This is a genomic window from Desulfacinum hydrothermale DSM 13146, assembly GCF_900176285.1.
Classification (GTDB): Bacteria; Desulfobacterota; Syntrophobacteria; order Syntrophobacterales; family DSM-9756; genus Desulfacinum; species Desulfacinum hydrothermale.
Genome location: NZ_FWXF01000018.1, coordinates 60,111 through 77,962, shown reverse-complemented (window position 1 = coordinate 77,962; position 17,852 = coordinate 60,111). Strand labels below are relative to the sequence as shown.

The 17,852-nt window shown below is 62.3% G+C and carries 15 protein-coding genes and 1 pseudogene; 7 read left to right on the top strand and 9 right to left on the bottom strand.

Annotated features, from left to right (window positions below; genetic code table 11):
• Positions 1-48: 48 nt before the first annotated feature.
• The 6 genes and pseudogenes from B9A12_RS17980 to B9A12_RS13835 all read right to left on the bottom strand — a co-directional run bounded on the left by B9A12_RS17980 (position 49) and on the right by B9A12_RS13835 (position 5,490).
• On the bottom strand, positions 49-396 hold the full coding sequence (locus tag B9A12_RS17980) for an integrase catalytic domain-containing protein (RefSeq protein ID WP_170920617.1): 348 nt from the start codon (positions 394-396) through the stop codon (positions 49-51).
• Positions 397-485: 89 nt separating this feature from the next.
• Positions 486-1,181 carry a transposase gene (locus tag B9A12_RS16740; protein WP_170920616.1) on the bottom strand — a complete coding sequence of 232 codons (696 nt, stop codon included), beginning with the start codon at positions 1,179-1,181 and terminating at the stop codon, positions 486-488.
• A gap of 113 nt (positions 1,182-1,294) precedes the next feature.
• Positions 1,295-2,562, bottom strand: a pseudogene (locus B9A12_RS13850) (IS3 family transposase).
• 418 nt (positions 2,563-2,980) lie between these two features.
• Positions 2,981-3,472 carry a YbaK/EbsC family protein gene (locus tag B9A12_RS13845; protein WP_084058702.1) on the bottom strand — a complete coding sequence of 164 codons (492 nt, stop codon included), beginning with the start codon at positions 3,470-3,472 and terminating at the stop codon, positions 2,981-2,983.
• A 26-nt stretch (positions 3,473-3,498) separates the two neighbouring features.
• A complete protein-coding gene (gene pyrF, locus B9A12_RS13840) occupies positions 3,499-4,227 on the bottom strand; it encodes an orotidine-5'-phosphate decarboxylase (RefSeq protein WP_084058701.1) in 729 nt (242 codons plus the stop codon).
• Positions 4,228-5,490: a glycosyltransferase family 4 protein gene (locus B9A12_RS13835; RefSeq protein ID WP_084058700.1), complete on the bottom strand. Its 1,263-nt coding sequence runs from the start codon at positions 5,488-5,490 to the stop codon at positions 4,228-4,230.
• Positions 5,491-5,683: 193 nt separating this feature from the next.
• Here B9A12_RS13835 and B9A12_RS13830 point away from each other — a divergent pair, with 193 nt between their 5' ends.
• The 3 genes from B9A12_RS13830 to B9A12_RS13820 are packed head-to-tail and all read left to right on the top strand — an operon-like array spanning position 5,684 to position 9,533.
• Positions 5,684-7,297, top strand: coding sequence for a hypothetical protein (locus B9A12_RS13830; RefSeq protein ID WP_084058699.1), 1,614 nt, complete (start codon positions 5,684-5,686; stop codon positions 7,295-7,297).
• Positions 7,294-8,133 (top strand): HAD family hydrolase, encoded by an 840-nt coding sequence (locus tag B9A12_RS13825; RefSeq protein ID WP_170920615.1) that lies wholly within the window; start codon positions 7,294-7,296, stop codon positions 8,131-8,133. Before B9A12_RS13830 ends, B9A12_RS13825 begins: the two co-directional genes overlap by 4 nt.
• A 32-nt stretch (positions 8,134-8,165) precedes the next feature.
• Complete coding sequence (locus B9A12_RS13820) at positions 8,166-9,533, top strand: glycosyltransferase family protein (RefSeq protein ID WP_212636951.1); 1,368 nt, start codon at positions 8,166-8,168, stop codon at positions 9,531-9,533.
• Here the strand turns inward: B9A12_RS13820 and B9A12_RS13815 are convergent.
• The 3 genes from B9A12_RS13815 to recD2 form a co-directional block, all read right to left on the bottom strand.
• On the bottom strand, positions 9,493-11,001 hold the full coding sequence (locus B9A12_RS13815; RefSeq protein WP_084058697.1) for a hypothetical protein: 1,509 nt from the start codon (positions 10,999-11,001) through the stop codon (positions 9,493-9,495). The two genes, B9A12_RS13820 and B9A12_RS13815, sit on opposite strands and share 41 nt — an antisense overlap.
• A gap of 201 nt (positions 11,002-11,202) precedes the next feature.
• Entirely contained in the window at positions 11,203-11,598 is a 396-nt protein-coding gene (gene tsaA / locus B9A12_RS13810; protein WP_084058696.1) for a tRNA (N6-threonylcarbamoyladenosine(37)-N6)-methyltransferase TrmO, read from the bottom strand.
• A gap of 86 nt (positions 11,599-11,684) precedes the next feature.
• Positions 11,685-13,943 carry an SF1B family DNA helicase RecD2 gene (gene recD2 / locus B9A12_RS13805; RefSeq protein ID WP_084058695.1) on the bottom strand — a complete coding sequence of 753 codons (2,259 nt, stop codon included), beginning with the start codon at positions 13,941-13,943 and terminating at the stop codon, positions 11,685-11,687.
• Between the two features lie 92 nt (positions 13,944-14,035).
• Here recD2 and B9A12_RS13800 point away from each other — a divergent pair, with 92 nt between their 5' ends.
• The 4 genes from B9A12_RS13800 to B9A12_RS13785 all read left to right on the top strand — a co-directional run bounded on the left by B9A12_RS13800 (position 14,036) and on the right by B9A12_RS13785 (position 17,839).
• Entirely contained in the window at positions 14,036-14,272 is a 237-nt protein-coding gene (locus B9A12_RS13800) for a hypothetical protein (RefSeq protein ID WP_084058694.1), read from the top strand.
• A 373-nt stretch (positions 14,273-14,645) separates the two neighbouring features.
• Complete coding sequence (gene aroF, locus B9A12_RS13795; RefSeq protein WP_084058693.1) at positions 14,646-15,698, top strand: 3-deoxy-7-phosphoheptulonate synthase; 1,053 nt, start codon at positions 14,646-14,648, stop codon at positions 15,696-15,698.
• A gap of 66 nt (positions 15,699-15,764) precedes the next feature.
• Positions 15,765-17,276 (top strand): anthranilate synthase component I family protein, encoded by a 1,512-nt coding sequence (locus B9A12_RS13790; protein ID WP_084058692.1) that lies wholly within the window; start codon positions 15,765-15,767, stop codon positions 17,274-17,276.
• Positions 17,273-17,839, top strand: coding sequence for an anthranilate synthase component II (locus tag B9A12_RS13785; protein WP_084058691.1), 567 nt, complete (start codon positions 17,273-17,275; stop codon positions 17,837-17,839). The genes B9A12_RS13790 and B9A12_RS13785 overlap by 4 nt, the downstream gene beginning before the upstream one ends.
• The last annotated feature ends 13 nt before the right edge of the window (positions 17,840-17,852 follow it).

Sequence of the window (17,852 nt, the reverse complement as noted above, 5' to 3'; positions counted from 1 at the left end):
GATCCACATCCGAAATACTTCTGAGCCGGAGCCGATCCATGTGGAAATTTACAATGCCCTCGGACTTCCCCGCAGCCCCTTGAAAAGGGTCCTGAGCATCGATTGAAAATTTGTAGTGAAGAATGAAAAACCACATTCTAAGAATAACAGCAACTTACGCAAAAAAGTGACAAACTTGGGCGAGGTCATGGACGACCCCCGATCCGCATGAACTGTAAGTTGGCCGTGAACAATACCCTGCTTTTTGCAGGTCTCCTCAATGAGCCTCTTTGCCAGGGCCGCACTTTCCCGGTGGGCAACCATCCATCCGACCACATAGCGGCTGAAAATGTTCATGATCACGTACAGGTAAAAATAGGTCCACTTGACGGGGCCCAATAACTTTGTAATGTCCACGACCAAACCTCGTTGGCGCGGGTCGCGAGCAGCTTGGGCTTCTCGTAAGCGGGGCGCTGCACCTGCCGGCGACGCTCCTTGACGCTTCCTTATTCGTCTCTGAGAATGCGATACATCGTCCGCACCGAGCAATGATACGTCCCCTCATCAAGCAGGCACGCAAAGATCTGGCGAGGGGCAGCATCCTGAAATCTTTCGCAATGGAGCAGGTCTATCACCGTTTGCCTCTCCTGATCCGAAAGAGCCAACGGCGGAGCCGGACGATTTGCCTGGGCTCTGGTGGGTTTCAGTCTACGATAGAACGTTGCCCGACTTATGCCCAAGGCATCACAAGCCGGGGCGGTTCCCACCTCGGTTCGCAGTTGCACCGCCGCTCTTATGAGTTGCTCCCGCCGGTTCCGTGCTTGGGATGGTAAATCCCCACAACGCTGGAGATTTTTCTTTTGGACCCGGATGATCTTCTGCGCCTTCTTGATCTGGTCTCGGAGGCGCTGATTTTCCCGCTCCAATTGGGCCACGCGTTTTGCCAGATGGCGGTCCGGGTTCGGTTTTCGCCCCCGTTTCCGGGGAGACAATGCTTTGAGCTGTCCCTCCTCCCGTTGTCTGCGCCACGTGGTCAAATTGGATGCATAAAGACCTTCCCGGCGAAGAAGGGCGCCGATCTGCCCGGGCAAGGTGCAGGTATCGGCTTCCTCCAGGATGCGCAGCTTATAAGCAGCCGTGAATTTGCGGCGGCGTTTCTTTCCCATGATCTCCGGATCCGGTGCGTTGAGATTCACCCCCATGGGGGCAACTCCAGACGCCCTACGGGCCCCTTCCGTTACCCCCATTCCTACCCCTATTTGCCGATTCTGAACTAATGTCATCTGAACCTCTCTCCTACCCGCCCAACTCAAATTTAACAAGGGGTAGGTGCCTCACCTTCATTGGCACAGAGGGCTGCGTCCGCGATCGATCCATAGGCAGCACGTACCTCGGCTGGCGTTGCATAATCATGACGCTGAAGGAGCCAGTGCTTATTGAACCGTTCTTTAAATTCCAACAAGGCTTGCCGCAACTCTTCAACCGTGTTGTACGTGTGGGCCCACAACAACTGCTCTTTGAGAGTTCGGATAAAACGTTCTGCCACCCCATTACCTTCCGGGGCTTTAACAAAACTGGGACTCGACTCGATGCCCAGGAAGGCGATCTCTTCCTGGAAATGGCGGCTCATGTACTGGGAACCATGGTCATGCCTGAGAATCAGCCCTTCGGCAATGCCTTCGGCCAAGGGCCCAAAGTGTTCGCGAACGCCCTGATAGACAGGCTCGAGTGCTTCAAAACGGGTGGCTCGCCGGGCAGCGTGGATACCTACCACATCACCTACAAAGTGATCCACGGCCACAAATACCGTGGCCGTACCTTCCTGGCGAGTGAACACTTGTGTGGCATCCGTGCCCCAAATCCGGTTAGGGGCCTCGGGAATGATGCTTCCGTCATGAACCCTCGGTCCCCTCACACGCTGGGCTCGGTGGGGAGACTGAAGCCCATGGAGACGCATCAACCGACGTACCCGTTCCTTCGAGATCGGAATGCCCTTATGCCTCAGCCTCGCCCACACCTTGCGGTAACCTTCTCCACGGATACCGAAAGCTTCGGCCTGGGCCAGCACTGCACGGATTTCCAAGACAACGGCCTCGTCGGACACCACCGGCTTGCGCCCCCTGCGTTTGGGCTCCGCAGGGCGTTGGACAGCTTGCAGGCGTGCATAGTGCGTCGAACGTGGAATCCCCCACATCCGACACACCCGGGCCTTACCATAAAGACGCCGCACAGAGATCGAGCAGGCCCGGCTCATCGCCTCGACCTCTGCCGTGCAAAAGGGAGCTTACCCTCCTGCCGGGCTACTCGCATCTCAAGCAGCTCCTTGTCCATCATCAAGTCGCCCACGAGGCGTTTGGCACGCTTAAGTTCTCGTTCCAGTACGGCTACCTTGGGATCGTTCGTACGTCGCTTCAAAGCAGCCATCCCCCCTTCAAGAAACTCCTCTCGCCAACGTGCTAATACCTAGGCAGGTTGCGCCGTCTCTCGGCTCAACGAATCCAAACTCTCCCCTTTTAGCAACCGCAGCACCACCTCTTGCTTACGCTTGGCGGACCAACGTTTCGGTAAGTTCTTCTCACTCATGGACACCTCCCGCCGTTTTGGATCGTAACCTATCATGTGTCCATTCTATTGGAAGGGCAACCGAGAACCGACATCAGTAAGCTGCGGGCATGCATTGTGGAGCCCGTCAGAATCTCCATTCTGAGGTGGTTCCATCAAGTAGATGGACTCGATCGTCACTTTCTAAACGACGAGGAATCGCCCTAGCGCCACTTTATAAAGTGGACCAGTTTGGCCGACAATCGGTGGCCCCTTTACGGGCGACAATTGACAGGTGTGTAGCGAGTTGAAATCCCACGGTGCTCCGTGGTGTTTTTTGAGCTTTGTTGGGGCGGGTTTGAGACCCGCCCCAACTGCTGCAGGGCCAGGCCGGCAGCGCGGGCCCGCCTGGGAGCATCAGGCTTTCGTCCGGCCCGGAAGGAAGCCTCCTGGGCGTCTCTTAGACAGTCCCCTGGGATCCGTCGTTGGGGGGCGGGCACACGGAGGCTTCCAGGCCTCCTGTGATTTCCAGGAGCCGATCCACGGTGATGGGAACGGCGGACCGATCGTTTCCCGCCGCGGCATAGACCCGGGGGAAACGGCGCATGGACGAATCGATCACCACCGTCACACGATCGGGCAGCAGGAAGGGGCAAACGCCTCCCGGGGCGTAGCCGGTATGACGGATCACTTCGTCTTCCTTGGGCAGCCGGACCTTGCCCGTGAGTCCCACCGCCTTTTTCAACAGGGATCCTTTGACCTTCCGATCTCCGCAGGTGACCACCACCACGGGCCGATCCCCCACCAAGAAAAGGATGCTCTTGGCGATCTCCCCCACCGAACAGCCCACGGCCCGGGCGGCCAGCTCGGAGGTGGGCGTCCACTGATCGAATTCCCAGACCTGGACTCCCTTTTGGGCAAGATAGGCTTTCACCTCTTGGATGGTGGGCATGCAGGGTCCTCCACGGGGCGCTCATCTCAGCTGTTTTTTGGGTCTGTTGCTTGCGACCTTTGCCTGAGCCCTTCTGCAATCTCGTCCAGGATCTTTTGTGCGGCGGCTTCTGGGTCGGCGGCGTCCCGGATGGGACGGCCCACCACGATGTGATCGGCTCCGGATGCAAAGGCCTGGCGGGGCGTGACGGTGCGTTTCTGGTCGTCCACGTTGGCCATGGGCCGGATACCCGGTGCTACCAGGATGGAACCGGAACCCAGTTCGCGGCGAAGTCGGGGCACTTCCAGCCCGGAAGAGATGAGGCCGTCGCAGCCCAAGGCCATGGCCCTCCGGGCCCGGGACAACACCAGATCTTCCACCGAACACTGGAAGCCCAAGTCCTTCAGGTCCCCTTCGTCCAGGCTGGTGAGCGCCGTCACGGCCAGGATCTTCACCGATCCCTTGGCTCGAACGGCGGCTTCCAGGATCCGATCGTTGCCGTGCACGGTGGTGAAGGTCACTCCATGGCGGGCCACCTGGGCCACGGCCCGTTGCACCGTGGCCGGCACATCGAAGAACTTGAGATCCAAAAAGACCTTGGCATCCCGGGCTTGAATCCATTCCACCATGGGAAAGCCGCCCGCCAGGAAGAGTTCAAAGCCCACCTTGAAGAACCGCACCTGGTCCTTCAATCTCTCCACCCAGCCTTTGGCGTCTTCCGGGGAGGGCAGATCCAGCGCGAAGATGAGGCGTTCGGAAAGGGGTATGGTCTCCATTCAAATCTCCATGCCAAAGAAGTTCAACAGTAGGAAGCTCAAACGCTTTCGAAGAACCTGGTAGGAAAAGTGGCGCCGGGCGACCTGGTAGTTGTGTTCCACCATCCGGGATCTTCGTTCGGGGGATTGCAGAACGTCCCGGATTTTCTCCACCAATCGCCGGTTTACGTAGCCGTCCATGATGAGCAGGTCGAAGCCCAGAGGCTCGATATCGCGAATGAAGGTGGAGTAGCGGTTCACCACCAGGGGCTTGCGAAAGTAGAGGGCCTCCAGGAAGGCGTTGCCGAAGCCTTCGTACAGGCTGGGATAGGTGATCAGGTCCGCATGGGGATAGAGGTCGAAGAGGCTGAAATGGTCGTTGGGGGGTGCCACCTCGGCCCATGGATCCACCACGTGGGTTCCCAAATAGCGCACGTCCACGCCGTGCTCCCGTGCTTGGAGCTTCAGCCATTGGGCGTAGTCCTTGTCTTCGGTTCCCGCTTCATGGGTGATGACCAGCTTGTAGCGCGGATCCTTCAGCGCCTTGACCACCTCCATGGCGTGTTCGATCCCCTTGCGGCGGATGACCCGGGAGGGCTGCAGGACGATCTTGTCTTCTGGATCCAGTCCGATCTTTTCGCGCAGCATCCGTCCTTTTTCCGGGTTGGGGGAGGGCGGATGGGCGAAATCCAACACGTTGGGGATGATGAAAGCCGAGATCCCCATTCGGTGGGCCAGTGCTTCTTGGGCCGCCGAGTTGATCACCACGTGCTGGATGGTGGGCAGGTGGGGCGGGAAGGCCATGGAAAGAAGATCACCCACCGCGTTCAAGGTGTATCGGGACTGTTCCCAGTAGAATTCATGGTGGTGGGCGATGGTGGGCATCTGATTTTCGGAGATCACCTCGGCCAGGGCCAGTCCCAGTGGGATGTGGGCCGGACTGGCCAGGCTGTTTTCCACCACCAGCAGGTCGATCTGGAACCGCTCCAGAAAGTCCAGGAGCTTTCCTTTGAGCAGGGCTCGGCTGGCATGGATCATATCGGTGACGGCGGTGGATCTTTTGTCCGTGCCGAAGGCTCTCTGGTTGATCCACACGTTGTTGGGGTGGTTGAAGTGGGCTTCCGGAACCACCATGCTGCGCGCCGGATCTTTTTGCACCTCGCCACCCCACCAGAACCGTTCGTGCCCGCTTTCCTTCAGGACGTTCGCCCATTTGCTGGCTTCCAGGGTCACTCCGTCGGATCCTGCGAACCGGCTGGACACGAAACCTATGTTGGCCCCCATGACCGCCCCTTTCCACTTTCTCGTCGGCTGTCCCCGCTACCCGACATGATTTGCGAAAATTGTGCCCATAGTCTATAAGAATTGCAAGGTCAAAGCCCCTACATACCCAAGGGATTCCGGGGCATGGTCTGTCACGCCGGGCCGGCAGGCTGTCGGGCGTTTCGCCAAACGGTGGAAATGGGGGTGCTGAACCATGCCGATCCCCAAGACCCTGGTGGTCTTTCACTACCATTTGCTCCGCGGGGGAGTGCGTTCCGCCCTGGAACGGAGCCTGACCTGTTTGGCCCAGGCGGGCTGGGCCTCCGGCCGCCGCCTGAAGATCCTGGTGGGCCGCGATGCGGGCGTGCGCAGCTTTCGCCAATGCCTGGAAGGCCGGTGGGATTCCGTGCAGGTGCATCGGGTGTCCGCCCTGGACTACCGAGATGAGCCCTGGCCGGATGAAGCCGCCTTCCGCGGGCACGTGAAGCACCTGGCGGCTCGTATTCTGGATTTGGCCGAGGGCGAGACCCTTTACTGGGTGCACAATCCCACACTGGGAAAGAATGCGGCGGTCACGGCGGCGTGGAAGGCGGCCGCCCAGGAGGCTCAACAGGCAAGCCTTCCCTGCCGCTTTCTCTATCACATCCATGACTTTCCCGAATGCGGCCGGATCCAGAACCTGGAACGCCTGCGGCGGTGCTGGATCACCGGGGGCGTGGTGGATCCCTATCCGGAGCCGTCGGCTGTGGCCTACGCGGTTCTGAACGGAGCCGACCGGGCGCGGATGGAACGGGCCGGGGTGCCCGCCGGTTCCCTCTTTTTTCTGCCCAACCTCTTGGAGCTTCCGGCACCGCTGGAGCCTTCGCGGGAAGCGCGGGAAAGGATCGCCGCCGCCTTGGCGGCCTATGCGGACCGGCAAGGCTACACCTTCCAGGAGGATCGGCCCTGGTGGCTCCTTCCCATCCGCATGATCCGAAGAAAGAACGTGCTGGAAGCCGTCCTGCTCGCCGCCGCCGCCGATCCCCCCGCGCAGGTGCTGATCACTCTGGATGCCAATTCGGCCCAGGAAAGCCCTTACGCCGAGGCGGTGAAAGACTGGGTGCGCTCGCGCCGGTACCCGGTGGTCATCGGCTTCGGCCTGGAACTGGTGGGTTCCGCCTTTTCCATGGCGGAACTCATGGGAGCCTGTCATGCGGTGCTCACCACGTCCCTCTTGGAAGGCTTCGGCTTCGGCTTCTTGGAAGGCCCCTTGCTGGGCCGCTCCCTGCTGGGCCGGAACCTGCCGGATGTGACCTGCGATTTCCAGCAGGCGGGTTTTCCCTCCGGCGCGCTCTACGAAGCCCTGCCCGTTCCCGTTGAGGCAGCCGAGAGGCAACGGCTGCTGGCGGCCGGCCGCGCCTTCGCCGGCCGCTATGGGGGCCTGTTTCCAGGGCTTGCGGAGGAATCGGAAGCGCGGTTCGTATCGGCCCTGGAGGACCTGTACCGACGGGAAGCGGTGGATTTCGGCCTGTTGGACCTGAAAGGACAAATACGGGTCTTGGATCGATGGAAAGAAGGGGCCTTGGGAAAATCTGTGGGGCAAGACCTGACCCAAAGACTCCAGCCGTGCCGGCTGGACGAACGGGCCCGATCGGCGCTCCATGAATTGCTGGGCCCGGAGGCGCATGCCCGGCGTCTGATTGGGGCTTTCGAGGCTCTCTTCCAGGATCGTCCGCCCCTTTCTTCTTCCGGCGGGAGAGCGGCGGCAGGGGCTTCTTTGACCATCGGCCTGGCCGATCTGTTCCTGGATCCCCGATACCAGCGCCCTTTACTGGGAGGATGGCAATGAACAAGGAAGAATGGTCGGCCTGGATCCGCGCGGCCATGCCGGAATCGGCGGCCCCCACCTTGCCGGAAGGGGCGGTTCCCGGCCTTCGGCCGCGGCCGGCCGTGGTTTTGTTCGACGTCTACGGAACCCTGCTGGCTCCCACCCTGGGCGATTTGGAAGCGCAGGTTCGTGACCGTGCCTCGCGGGATAGCTTCGTGGCGACCGCCCGCCACTTCGGCTTTTCCCAGGAAGTGGGGCTTCGGTGGGCCGAGGACTTCTACCGGATCATCGAGCGGGAACACGCCGCGTGCCGCGCCGTGGGGATTTCCCGGGCGGAGGTGGTGATCGAGCGCGTGTGGGCTGAGCTGCTTGGACACAGCCCCGGCGGCGGAGACGGCCTGGATCCCAAGGATGTGGCCCTCTACCGGGAACTGCAGGCCAATCCGGTGACGGCCTACGCAGGAGCCGCCGACGCCCTTGCCTGGTTGCGCCGCTCCGGCGTGGTGTTGGGCCTGGTGTCCAACGCCCAGTTCTATACCGTGCCGATCTTGGAAGCCTGCTTGGGGGCGTCCTTGGAGGATCTTTTCGATCCCCAATGGATCTTCTTTTCCTTCGAACTGGGCTTCGCCAAGCCGGATCCCCACTTCTTTCGACTGGTCAAGACGCGGGCCCTGCGCAGCGGCCTCACGGCCGAGCAGGTGCTGGTGGTGGGAAACGATCCGGAAAACGATGTGGAGGCCGCCCGCACCCATGGACTGCAAGCCGTGCTCTTCGAACCCGGCGCCGTGAAACCATTGGGAGAAGACGTGATTCGGATAGCCAATTTCCAGACCTTGTGGCAGGCCGTGGCCGGATAGGGCCATGGGCCGGTGAAAGGGGAGAGAGGACGATGTCCAATTTTGCGCAAAAGCACACAAAAATCGCCACCTTCTACCTCCTCACCCAGGGCAACCCCCGGCTGCAGGAGGAGCTTTTGCACCATTCGCGCTGGAAGAAGGCGGTGCTCGTCATCCCTTTGCTGGTGACCGAATTCACCGATCCGCAAAACCGGCCTGTTTTCGAAAACATCCTGAAGGAGCTGAAGAAGGCCACCTACATCTCCCACATCATCTTCGGCCTGGACGCCGCCACGGACGACGACGCCCGCCTGCTGTGGGACTTGGTGAAACGCTATGAGCTCCAAAACTGCCTCATTCAGCACAACGACGGGGAGGGCTTCGCCTCCATCTATGACCAGCTTTCCCAGGCGGGCTTCGGCCTGGATGTGCGGGGCAAGGGCCGCAACATGTTCCTTTCCTTCGGCATCGCCCTGGCCCTGGGAGCCCAGACCGTGGCCCTGGTGGATGCGGACATCCGCACCTTCGCCTGCGAGCAGCTGGACCGGCTCATCTATCCGGTGCAGGTCCTCAATTATCAATTCTCCAAGGCCTTCTATGCCCGCCTCAAGAACGGACAGCTCTACGGGCGCGTGAAGCGCCTCCTGTTGGACCCGCTCTTGATCGCGCTCAAGCGAAAATTCACCGAGACCAAGGAAGAAAAGGTCCTCCGACTGGTGGACTTTCTCCTCAACTTCAACTACCAGCTCTCGGGCGAAGTGGTCTTCGACATGAGTCTCCTCAAACGCATGCACTTCGCCATGAACTGGGGCGTGGAGATCTTCACGCTCATCGAAGTCTACCGGAAGGCCAACAACATCGCCCAGGTGGAAATCTCCCACGAACCTTTCGACCACAAGCACCAGCCCGTCTCCCCCCGGAACCGGTCCAAGGGGCTGTACAAGATGGGGATCGATATCGTCACCACCCTTCTCAGCGCCCTGGTCATCGACGAAGGCCTGGAGATTTCCGATCATTTCATCCGGGACCTCACCCTGACCTATCTCAATGTGGCCGATACCCTCATCAAAATGTACGGGGACAACGCGGCGTTTGCCGGGATGGACTACGAGCCCAACCAGGAGGAGGAGATGGTCCACGAGGTCTTCAAGAACGCCATCCTCTATGCGGGCGATCTCCTGCTGGCTCCCTATCGCCTGGCGGACCGGTTCGCCGCCTTCGTGGGAAGCCACGAGGCCTTCCAGCCCTACGTGGCCGATGGGCTTCTGCAGACCATCCACCAGTGCGCCCAGCAGGCCCAGAGCCAGCTTTTCGAAACGCCCCAGACCGTCTCGTGGGACCGGGTGATCCGCAAGGTCCCCAATATCATCTACGACATCATCAATGTGGTGGAGGCGGAGAAGAAGAAGTACGGCGCTTGATGAGATCCAGGATGGCCCGGCGGTTGTGGAAGAAGTCCAGGGCCATCCTCTCCACCACCCGGTCCACCTGATCCCGGTAGAAGACTTCCGCCTGTTCCGGGGGCACGCCCAGAGACGTTTGCATCGTGCGCACCTGGCCGTAGGTGACCGCTCCCAGTTGGGCGATCTTCTCGCGGCAGAACTCCAGAAAGGCCGCCGTGTACAGGTAGTTGAGGCACCCCTTGACGGTGTCCACATCCCGGGTGACCAGGAGATGGGCCAGGCTTTCGTAAAGGATTCCGATCCATCGTTTCCGGCTGAGGTTCAAAAAGACCACCGGTGCGTCGTCGGCCGTGTCGGCCTGCTGGAGGCGTTGGAAGTCCGCCAGAAGAGCGGCGAAGGTTTCCGGAAACAGCACGGCCCGCATGGCATCCTGGTAGTCGGCGAATTTGGAAAGCAGGGTTTCGCGCTTCACATCCACGCGGAAAACATCCGTGGTGCCGGGATCGATGAAGGCGATCCCCGTCTTTTCCGGTCCCCACGTCTCGGGCCGAGCCAGGGGCTGATCCGAGTCCAGCAGGCGCGAGACCCTTCCGTCCCGTTCTTCGTAGTGGAGCAGGCGCCCCAAGGCCGATCCGATCACTTCGCCGGGCATGACCGACAGCTTGGCCTCGTCGGTGATGTCGTGGAGCTTGGCGCCCAGGTAGACCTCGTAGATGTCGGTGCGCGGGTCGGCGATGTTGTCGAAGGTGGTGGCGATGTCCGTGCCGTAACGGCGCCGGGCGTCATCCCAATCCGCGTCCCGTTCGTGCTGGACCGCCCCGGCGGACAGCACGATGTCTCCCGAGATGCCCCCGGGAACGTACCGGCCCATGAGGGTGGTGAGCGGTCCCACGATGAACCGGGTGAGTGAGGCATCCACGAAATGACGGGCGTAGCGGGCGGTGATGAAAAAATGTCGCCCCGGATGCCGGGCCCCATGGTCCGCCTCCACGCGGGAAAAGACTCGAAACCAGGGCAGAAAATCGTTTCGGAGATCCCCGTCCAGAAGGATCAATTTGCCGGCGGACGGGCATTGGGCCATCTCGTCGAAGATGAGCTTGAGGGCGCTTCCCTTGCCCGGCGTGTGATCTCCCTGGTAGCCGTCGTAAGGGGTGGCCACGACCAGCAGGCGGCTGCGGGCTTCCGGGGCCAGCTCGGCGAGGACGGCGGCGGCGCCGGTCAGAGCCGCATCCAGGGTGGACGTGTCGGGATTGTGGACGGTCCAGGTGCCGTCGGAGACCACGAAGGCCACCTTCCGGTTTTCATAGACCTGGAGGGCGGCTCGGATCCCCCTCTGGAGTTCCCCTCCGATGTTGTCGGCGTTTCGGAAGGTGGGGTGCCCCACCACCACGTCCGGGGCGAAGCGGGCCAGGAGCGTTCCCAGCTCCCCTTCCATCGGCGATCCGGTGCCTCGAAAGAGTCCCTGGTCCATCGGTTCCATGGGCATGGCGTCTCCTTTGCGGGGTTCGAAGGTCTTGGAGGCTCTCTGACAATGGCTTCTTGGCCTTTCTGACGAATGCAATTCAACTGTGCCATGTGATGTTTCTTGAGCCTTGTAGGGACGGGTTCAGAACCCGCGGCGGCCCGTCCAGGCCGACCGCACGGGCCCACAGGGAGCAATCTGGGCGTTCTGGGACACCTGGGGCCGTCAGGCGACCTTGATGTCCAAAAGGGGCGTTCCGTCCAGGGCATCCAGGCCCCGAACCCGGATCCGGGTGCCGTCCACGTGGAGCACTTGAACGGTCTCCACGGCGATGGGGTTGGGCCGGTGGGGGCTTCGGGTGACGAAGACCCCGCGAAGCGGCCGGTTCGTATCGCCCCGGGGGTGCACCTGCAGACGGTTTCGATCCGCCCGGTCCAGCCAGTAGAGAATCAGGACATTGCGACCCGGCTCCAACCCCAGCAGCCCGTCCCGGTAAGCCCCTTCCAGCTCCAGCCACCCTTCCACGGCGGCTTCGCTTCCCTGCTTGGGCGCTTGGGCAGGATCCTTGAGGGGGCTTCGGATGATCCCAATGGGTTCCAACTGAATCCCACGCTTTTCCATATCTTCCTCCCGCATTGTGAGTGGCTCAAGGCCTCAACGGCCGGCATGGACGAAGGATGGGCAAGGGAGCCGCTCTTTGCCGCTTGTCACTTCCCGCCGCTCCCTTGCGCCTCACGACCGGCGCCTTCCGCCTCAGGGCGGCTTTTCACGCGGCTGAGGGGCGGTGCCGTTTCCGAAAGCCGGTGGCGCAAGAGCGTGTAGCGTTGCTGGGTCTTGTCGTTTCGGACGGCGATGGCCAGGGCCTTTTTGGATCCCACCAGGATGACCAGCCGCTTGCCGCGGGTGACGGCCGTATAGAGCAGGTTCCGCTGAAGCATCATGTAATGCTGGGTGAGAAGAGGGACCACCACGGCCGGATACTCGCTTCCCTGGGACTTGTGGACGCTGATGGCGTAGGCGTGCACCAGTTCGTCCAGCTCCGAGAAGTCGTAGCTGACCTGGCGTCCGTCCACACGCACGCGCACTTCCTGGCTTTCTTCGTCCACGGCGGCGATGCGGCCCAGATCCCCGTTGAAGACCTCCTTGTCGTAGTTGTTGCGGATCTGCATGACCTTGTCCCCCACGCGGAAGGTGCGCCCGCCCCGTTCCAGGGCCCGGCCCTTGGGATTGAGCGCTTCCTGCAGGGCCTGGTTGAGGCGCTGGGCGCCCACGGCGCCCCGGTGCATGGGACTGAGCACCTGGATGTCATCGATGGCGTGGAGACGGAATCGGGAGGGAATCCTTTCGGAGCACAGGCGGACCACGATCTGGACCACCGCTTCCGGGTCGTCCTTTTCGATGAAGTAGAAGTCGGACAGCCGGTCGGGGTCCCGGTTGAGGTAGGGGAATTCCCCGCTGCGGATGCGGTGGGCGTTGACCACGATCAGGCTCTTTCGGGCCTGGCGGAAGATTTCCGTGAGACGCACCACGGGAAAGGCCCCGCACTGGATGAGATCTTCCAGCACGCTTCCCGCTCCCACCGACGGCAGCTGGTCCACGTCGCCCACCAGTACCAGCGTGGCCTTGGGGGGGACGGCCTTGAGCAGGTGGTGGGTGAGGAGGGTGTCGAGCATGGAGGCTTCGTCCACGATGATGCAGTCGGCGTTGAGCGGTTTTTGTTCGTTTCGTTGAAAGCCTCCCGCCTGGGGGCTGAATTCCAGGAGCCGATGGATGGTGGCGGCTCCATGTCCCGTGGCTTCCGCCAGGCGTTTGGCGGCCCGCCCCGTGGGGGCCGCCAGGCAGAGTCGCGCTCCCAGGCTCCGATAAGCGGCACAGATGGCCTGGATCAGCGTGGTCTTGCCCGTTCCGGGACCGCCCGTGATCACCACCACCTTGCGGGTGAGCGCCTGGAAGACCGCCCCTTCCTGCTGGGGGGCCAACTGGACGGGAAGGGAACCCTGAACCCGCTCCAGGGCGTCACGGGCCGTTTCCGCCTTGATGCGCTTGGGGATCGCCGCCAGGTATTTCAGTCGCTGGGCGATCTGGGTTTCTGCGCTGTGGTAGCCCCGAAGATAGACCGCCTGGGATTCCCGGAAGCTCTCGGCCGCTTCTCCCGTCAGCGGCTGAAGGACGACCCGGCCGTCGGCGGCCAGCCGGTCCATGGCCTCTTCCAGGGTTTCAGACGAACATTCCAAAAGTTCTCGTCCCTGGGCCAGGAGCAGGCTCCGTGGCAGGCAGACGTGGCCGTCTTCCGTGGCGCGGAAGAGTACGTAGTGGAGACCGGCCTCGGCCCGAAGGGGGGAGTCTTTCTGGAACCCCAGGTTTTGAGCGATCTTGTCCGCTGTGACGAAGCCGATGCCGTGCACGTCCATGGCCAGCCGATAGGGGTTTTCCTGGAGCACCTTGAGGGATTCCCGACCGTAGTGTTTGAAGATCCGTGTGGCGTAGGCCGCGCTCACCCCATGGCCCCGAAGGAAGATCATGACCTCCCGGATTTCCTTCTGATCTTCCCAGGCCTTGAGGATCTGCTTGAGTCGCTTGGGGCCGATCCCTTCCACTTCCAGCAACCGCTCAGGTTCCCGGTCGATCACGTCAAGGGTGGCCTTTCCAAAGGCCTTGACGACCCGCTTGGCCATGACCGGGCCGATCCCCTTGATGAGGCCCGAACCCAGGTATTTGCGGATGCCCTCCACGGTATCGGGTGAGAGGGTTTCGTAGTGTTCCGCCCGGAACTGCTCGCCGTACTTGGGGTGCATTCCCCAGGATCCTCGAAGTTTCAGGATCTCGCCCGGGGTCGCCGAGGCGAAGGAGCCCACCACCGTCACCAGGTCCCGGCGGCCCTTCACCTTGAGTTTCAAAACGCTGTAGCCGTCCTCTTCGCTGACGAACGTCACCCGTTCGATCTGGCCCTGAATCGTCTCACTCATCCGGCGCGGCTCCCTCGCGACTTTTTGACAAAGCCCGGCAGGTTGCTAGAATATCACTGAAACGTGTCCCATTCCAGGTGAGGAGGGCGCTCATGTCTCTCTACATCAAGACGGAGGACTACCGCAAATACGGAATCCATAAGGGATCGGACTTGGAACGGGTGCGAGCCGTGGTGCAGCGAGAGCTCGATATCGCTCCCTTGTTCGTGTGTTTCGTCAACCGCCGGGAATTCATCCGGGTGGACTTCCTGAAGCCGCGCCGCCGGCGCCGCCGGCCCCGGGCCGGAAACCGGGGCGGCCGTGTGTCGCGCCGCAAGACGGGCACCTGATGGGCCATGCCCCCGTGGCCGCTTGTTGCCGGAACTCCATCCTTGGGGACATGGCTTCAAAATTGTGCTTGACACGGGCCCGGAATTCCGTTTAGCGTTTTTGCGATCCCAAACGTTGGAGAACCCTTTCGAGGAAAGGCGACAGCTAAGGATGAAAAGAAACGCAGGCTTCAACGGCGTATGTTTTTGGTGGTGCTGGTGGTGGTGCGACCCTGACGGGTGTGCCGACGGGATCGTATCGGGCTAGACCACCAGCCTGATGGAGATGCCAAGACCGTGGGCCACCCGGCCCACGGTCTTTTTTTTACAGAGCGAAGGCCGTGGGAAATTTCCCCCGGCCTTTTTTTATGGGGTGATGAGAGGAGCAGAGAAGATGTTGATCGTCATGCACAAGGGAGCCGGTGAGGAGGACGTGGCCAGGGTGGTTCAGGCCATTGAGGCGCGGGGGCTCGGGGCTCGGCCCATTCCAGGCGGAGAGCGGGTGGCCATCGGCATCCTGCACAATCGGGGGCCGGTGGATCCCAATTGGGTTCTGGGGCTTCCGGGTGTGAAGGAGGCTATCCCGGTGACGCGTCCTTACAAGCTGGTGAGCCGGGAGTTCCATCCCGAGGACACACGGATTCGGGTGGGTGATGTGAGCATCGGCAACGGAACTCTGGTGGTCATTGCCGGGCCGTGTGCCATCGAAAGCGAGGATCAGGCGCTGACCATCGCGCACCATGTGAAAAGGGCCGGGGCCCATCTGTTTCGCGGAGGCGCTTTCAAACCCCGCACCTCCCCCTATTCCTTCCAGGGGTTGGGGGAGAAGGCGCTGCGGATCCTGGAAAAGGTCCGGAAGGAAACGGGGATGCCCGTGGTGACGGAAGCCCTGGACCACACCCTCTACGACCTGGTGGAGGAGGCGGCCGATATCGTCCAGATCGGCGCTCGCAACATGCAGAACTTCAGTCTGCTGCGACGCGCGGGCCAGTCCCGAAAGCCCGTGCTGCTCAAACGCGGCATGTCCGCCACCCTGGATGAATGGCTCATGGCCGCCGAGTACATCCTGGAAGGGGGCAACCCCAACGTGATCTTCTGCGAACGGGGCATCCGCACCTTCGCCCACCACAGCCGCAACACCCTGGATCTGTCCGCCGTGCCGGTGGTGCGCAAGGAAAGCCATTTGCCCATCATCGTGGATCCCAGCCATGCCTGTGGGCGCCGCAACCAGGTCATCCCGCTCAGCCGGGCGGCCGTGGCCGTGGGGGCCAACGGCCTCATGGTGGAAGTCCACCACAAGCCGGACGAGGCCTTGAGCGACGGGGCCCAATCCCTCTATCCGGACCAGTTCCGGCAATTGTGCCGCGAAATCGAGCCCCTGGTCCAGCTCTACACGGGGGTGCCGCAGGGTCCCTTCGCCAGCGAACGGAGCTCATCGCGCCTGTAACGCCCAGACCCGCTCCCGGGCCCTTGACCGGCAACGTGGTGAGCGCTTTGTGAGGAATGAACCGTCATGCGATTGCGTTATTTCCCAGATAAAGAAGAGTTCTCATCCCTGATGAGCCAGGGGAACCTGGTCCCCGTCTGCTGTGAAATCCTGGCCGATACGGAAACGCCCGTCTCGGCGCTGGCCAAGATCCGGCGCACCGGCCGGCCCGCCTTCCTGCTGGAAAGCGTGGAGGGGGGCGAACGGTGGGGGCGTTACAGTTTTCTGGGCGCCTCCGCGTCCCGGCACCTGCGGATCACCCGCGATCGAGTGGAGATCGAGGAAGGGAAGGACCGGCGAACGATCCCCCACGACGGGGATCCCTTCCCCGTGGTCCGAGACTTCATGGCCCGTTACCGTCCCGTTTCCATCCCCCAACTGCCCCGCTTTTGGGGCGGCCTGGTGGGGGTGTTCGACTACGAGGCGGTCTCCTTTTTCGAGCGGATTCCCCACAGCGCACCCCCTGACAAGCCGCTCATCCAGCTGATCGAAACCGATGAACTGCTCATCTTCGACAACGTCCGTCACACCCTGACGCTGGTGGTGCCGGTTTACAGCCCGGACGGGGCCGCCGCGGCTCCGGCCCTCTACGACCAGGCGCGGGATCGGCTGGAGTCCCTGATCGAACGGCTGGAGACTCCCGCCCCCGTCGGAGCCCCGCCCGCGGACTTCGCCTCGGTTCCCCGATCCCTGGAAACGGTGGTTCCCCCAGCGGATTTCATGCAGAAGGTGGAGCGGGTGAAGGCGTACATCACGGCGGGGGACGTGATCCAGACGGTCCTTTCCCAGCCCTTCGTCATGGAGCCGGCGCCGGACCCCTGGTTCCTCTACCGGGCCCAGCGCTACGTGAACCCGTCGCCCTACATGTTCTTTGTGGAATTGGACGAGCGCATCCTGGTGGGATCTTCCCCGGAAACCATGGTGCGACTCGAAAACGGGGTGGCCACCCTGCGGCCCATCGCCGGGACGCGGCCCCGGGGCGCAACGGAACAGGACGACCGGCACCTGGCCGATGAGCTGCTCCAGGACCCCAAGGAACGGGCCGAACACATGATGCTGGTGGATCTGGGCCGAAACGACCTGGGCCGGGTGGCGGAGGTGGGCACCGTGCAGGTGACGGACCTCATGGTGGTGGAACGCTATAGCCACGTGATGCACCTGGTGTCCAACATCACCTGCGACCTGGTGCGTCAGGCCGACGCCTGGGACCTGCTGCGGGCCACCTTTCCCGCGGGAACCCTCACCGGAGCCCCCAAGATCCGGGCCATGGAGATCATCGCCGAACTGGAAGAGGCCCCGCGCGGCGCCTACGGGGGCGCCGTGGGCTATGTCTCCTTTACGGGCAACATGGACCTGGCCATCACCATCCGAACGGCCTGCCTGGAAAGGGGACGGATGACGGTGCAGGCGGGAGCCGGTATCGTGGCCGATTCCGTGCCGGAAAGGGAACATGAGGAAACCGTGAACAAGGCCAAGGCCATCCAAAGGGCCGTGGAGCTGCTCCACGGGGCCGCCCGCCGAAACGGAGGGACCCTATGATTGCCGTGATCGATAACTACGATTCCTTTACCTACAACCTGGTCCAATACTTGAGGATGCTGGGAGCGGAAGTCCGCGTGGTGCGTAACGACGCGGTGTCCGTGGGGGAGGTGTTGGCCTGGAAGCCCCGCGGAATCGTCATTTCCCCCGGGCCGGGCCGGCCGGAAAAGGCGGGCATCTCGGTGGATCTGGTTCGAGCGGCCGCGCCGGCGGTTCCCATCCTGGGGGTGTGCCTGGGGCATCAGGCCATCGCCGTGGCCTTCGGCGGCCGGGTCGGACCCGCCCGATCGCTGATGCACGGAAAGACTTCCCGGGTCAGCCCCGATGGCCGGGGGATCTACCGGGGCCTCCAAAAGCCCTTCCAGGCCATGCGCTACCACTCCCTGGCCGTGGACCCAGCCCACCTGCCGCCTTGCCTGGAGGTGAGCGCCCAGGCCGAGGACGGGGAGATCATGGGGATTCGCCACAAGGAGTATCCCTGCGAAGGGATCCAGTTCCATCCCGAATCCATCATGACCCCCGTGGGAAAACGGCTGCTGCGAAATTTTGTGAACGGCGGATGATGGACACCAGGCG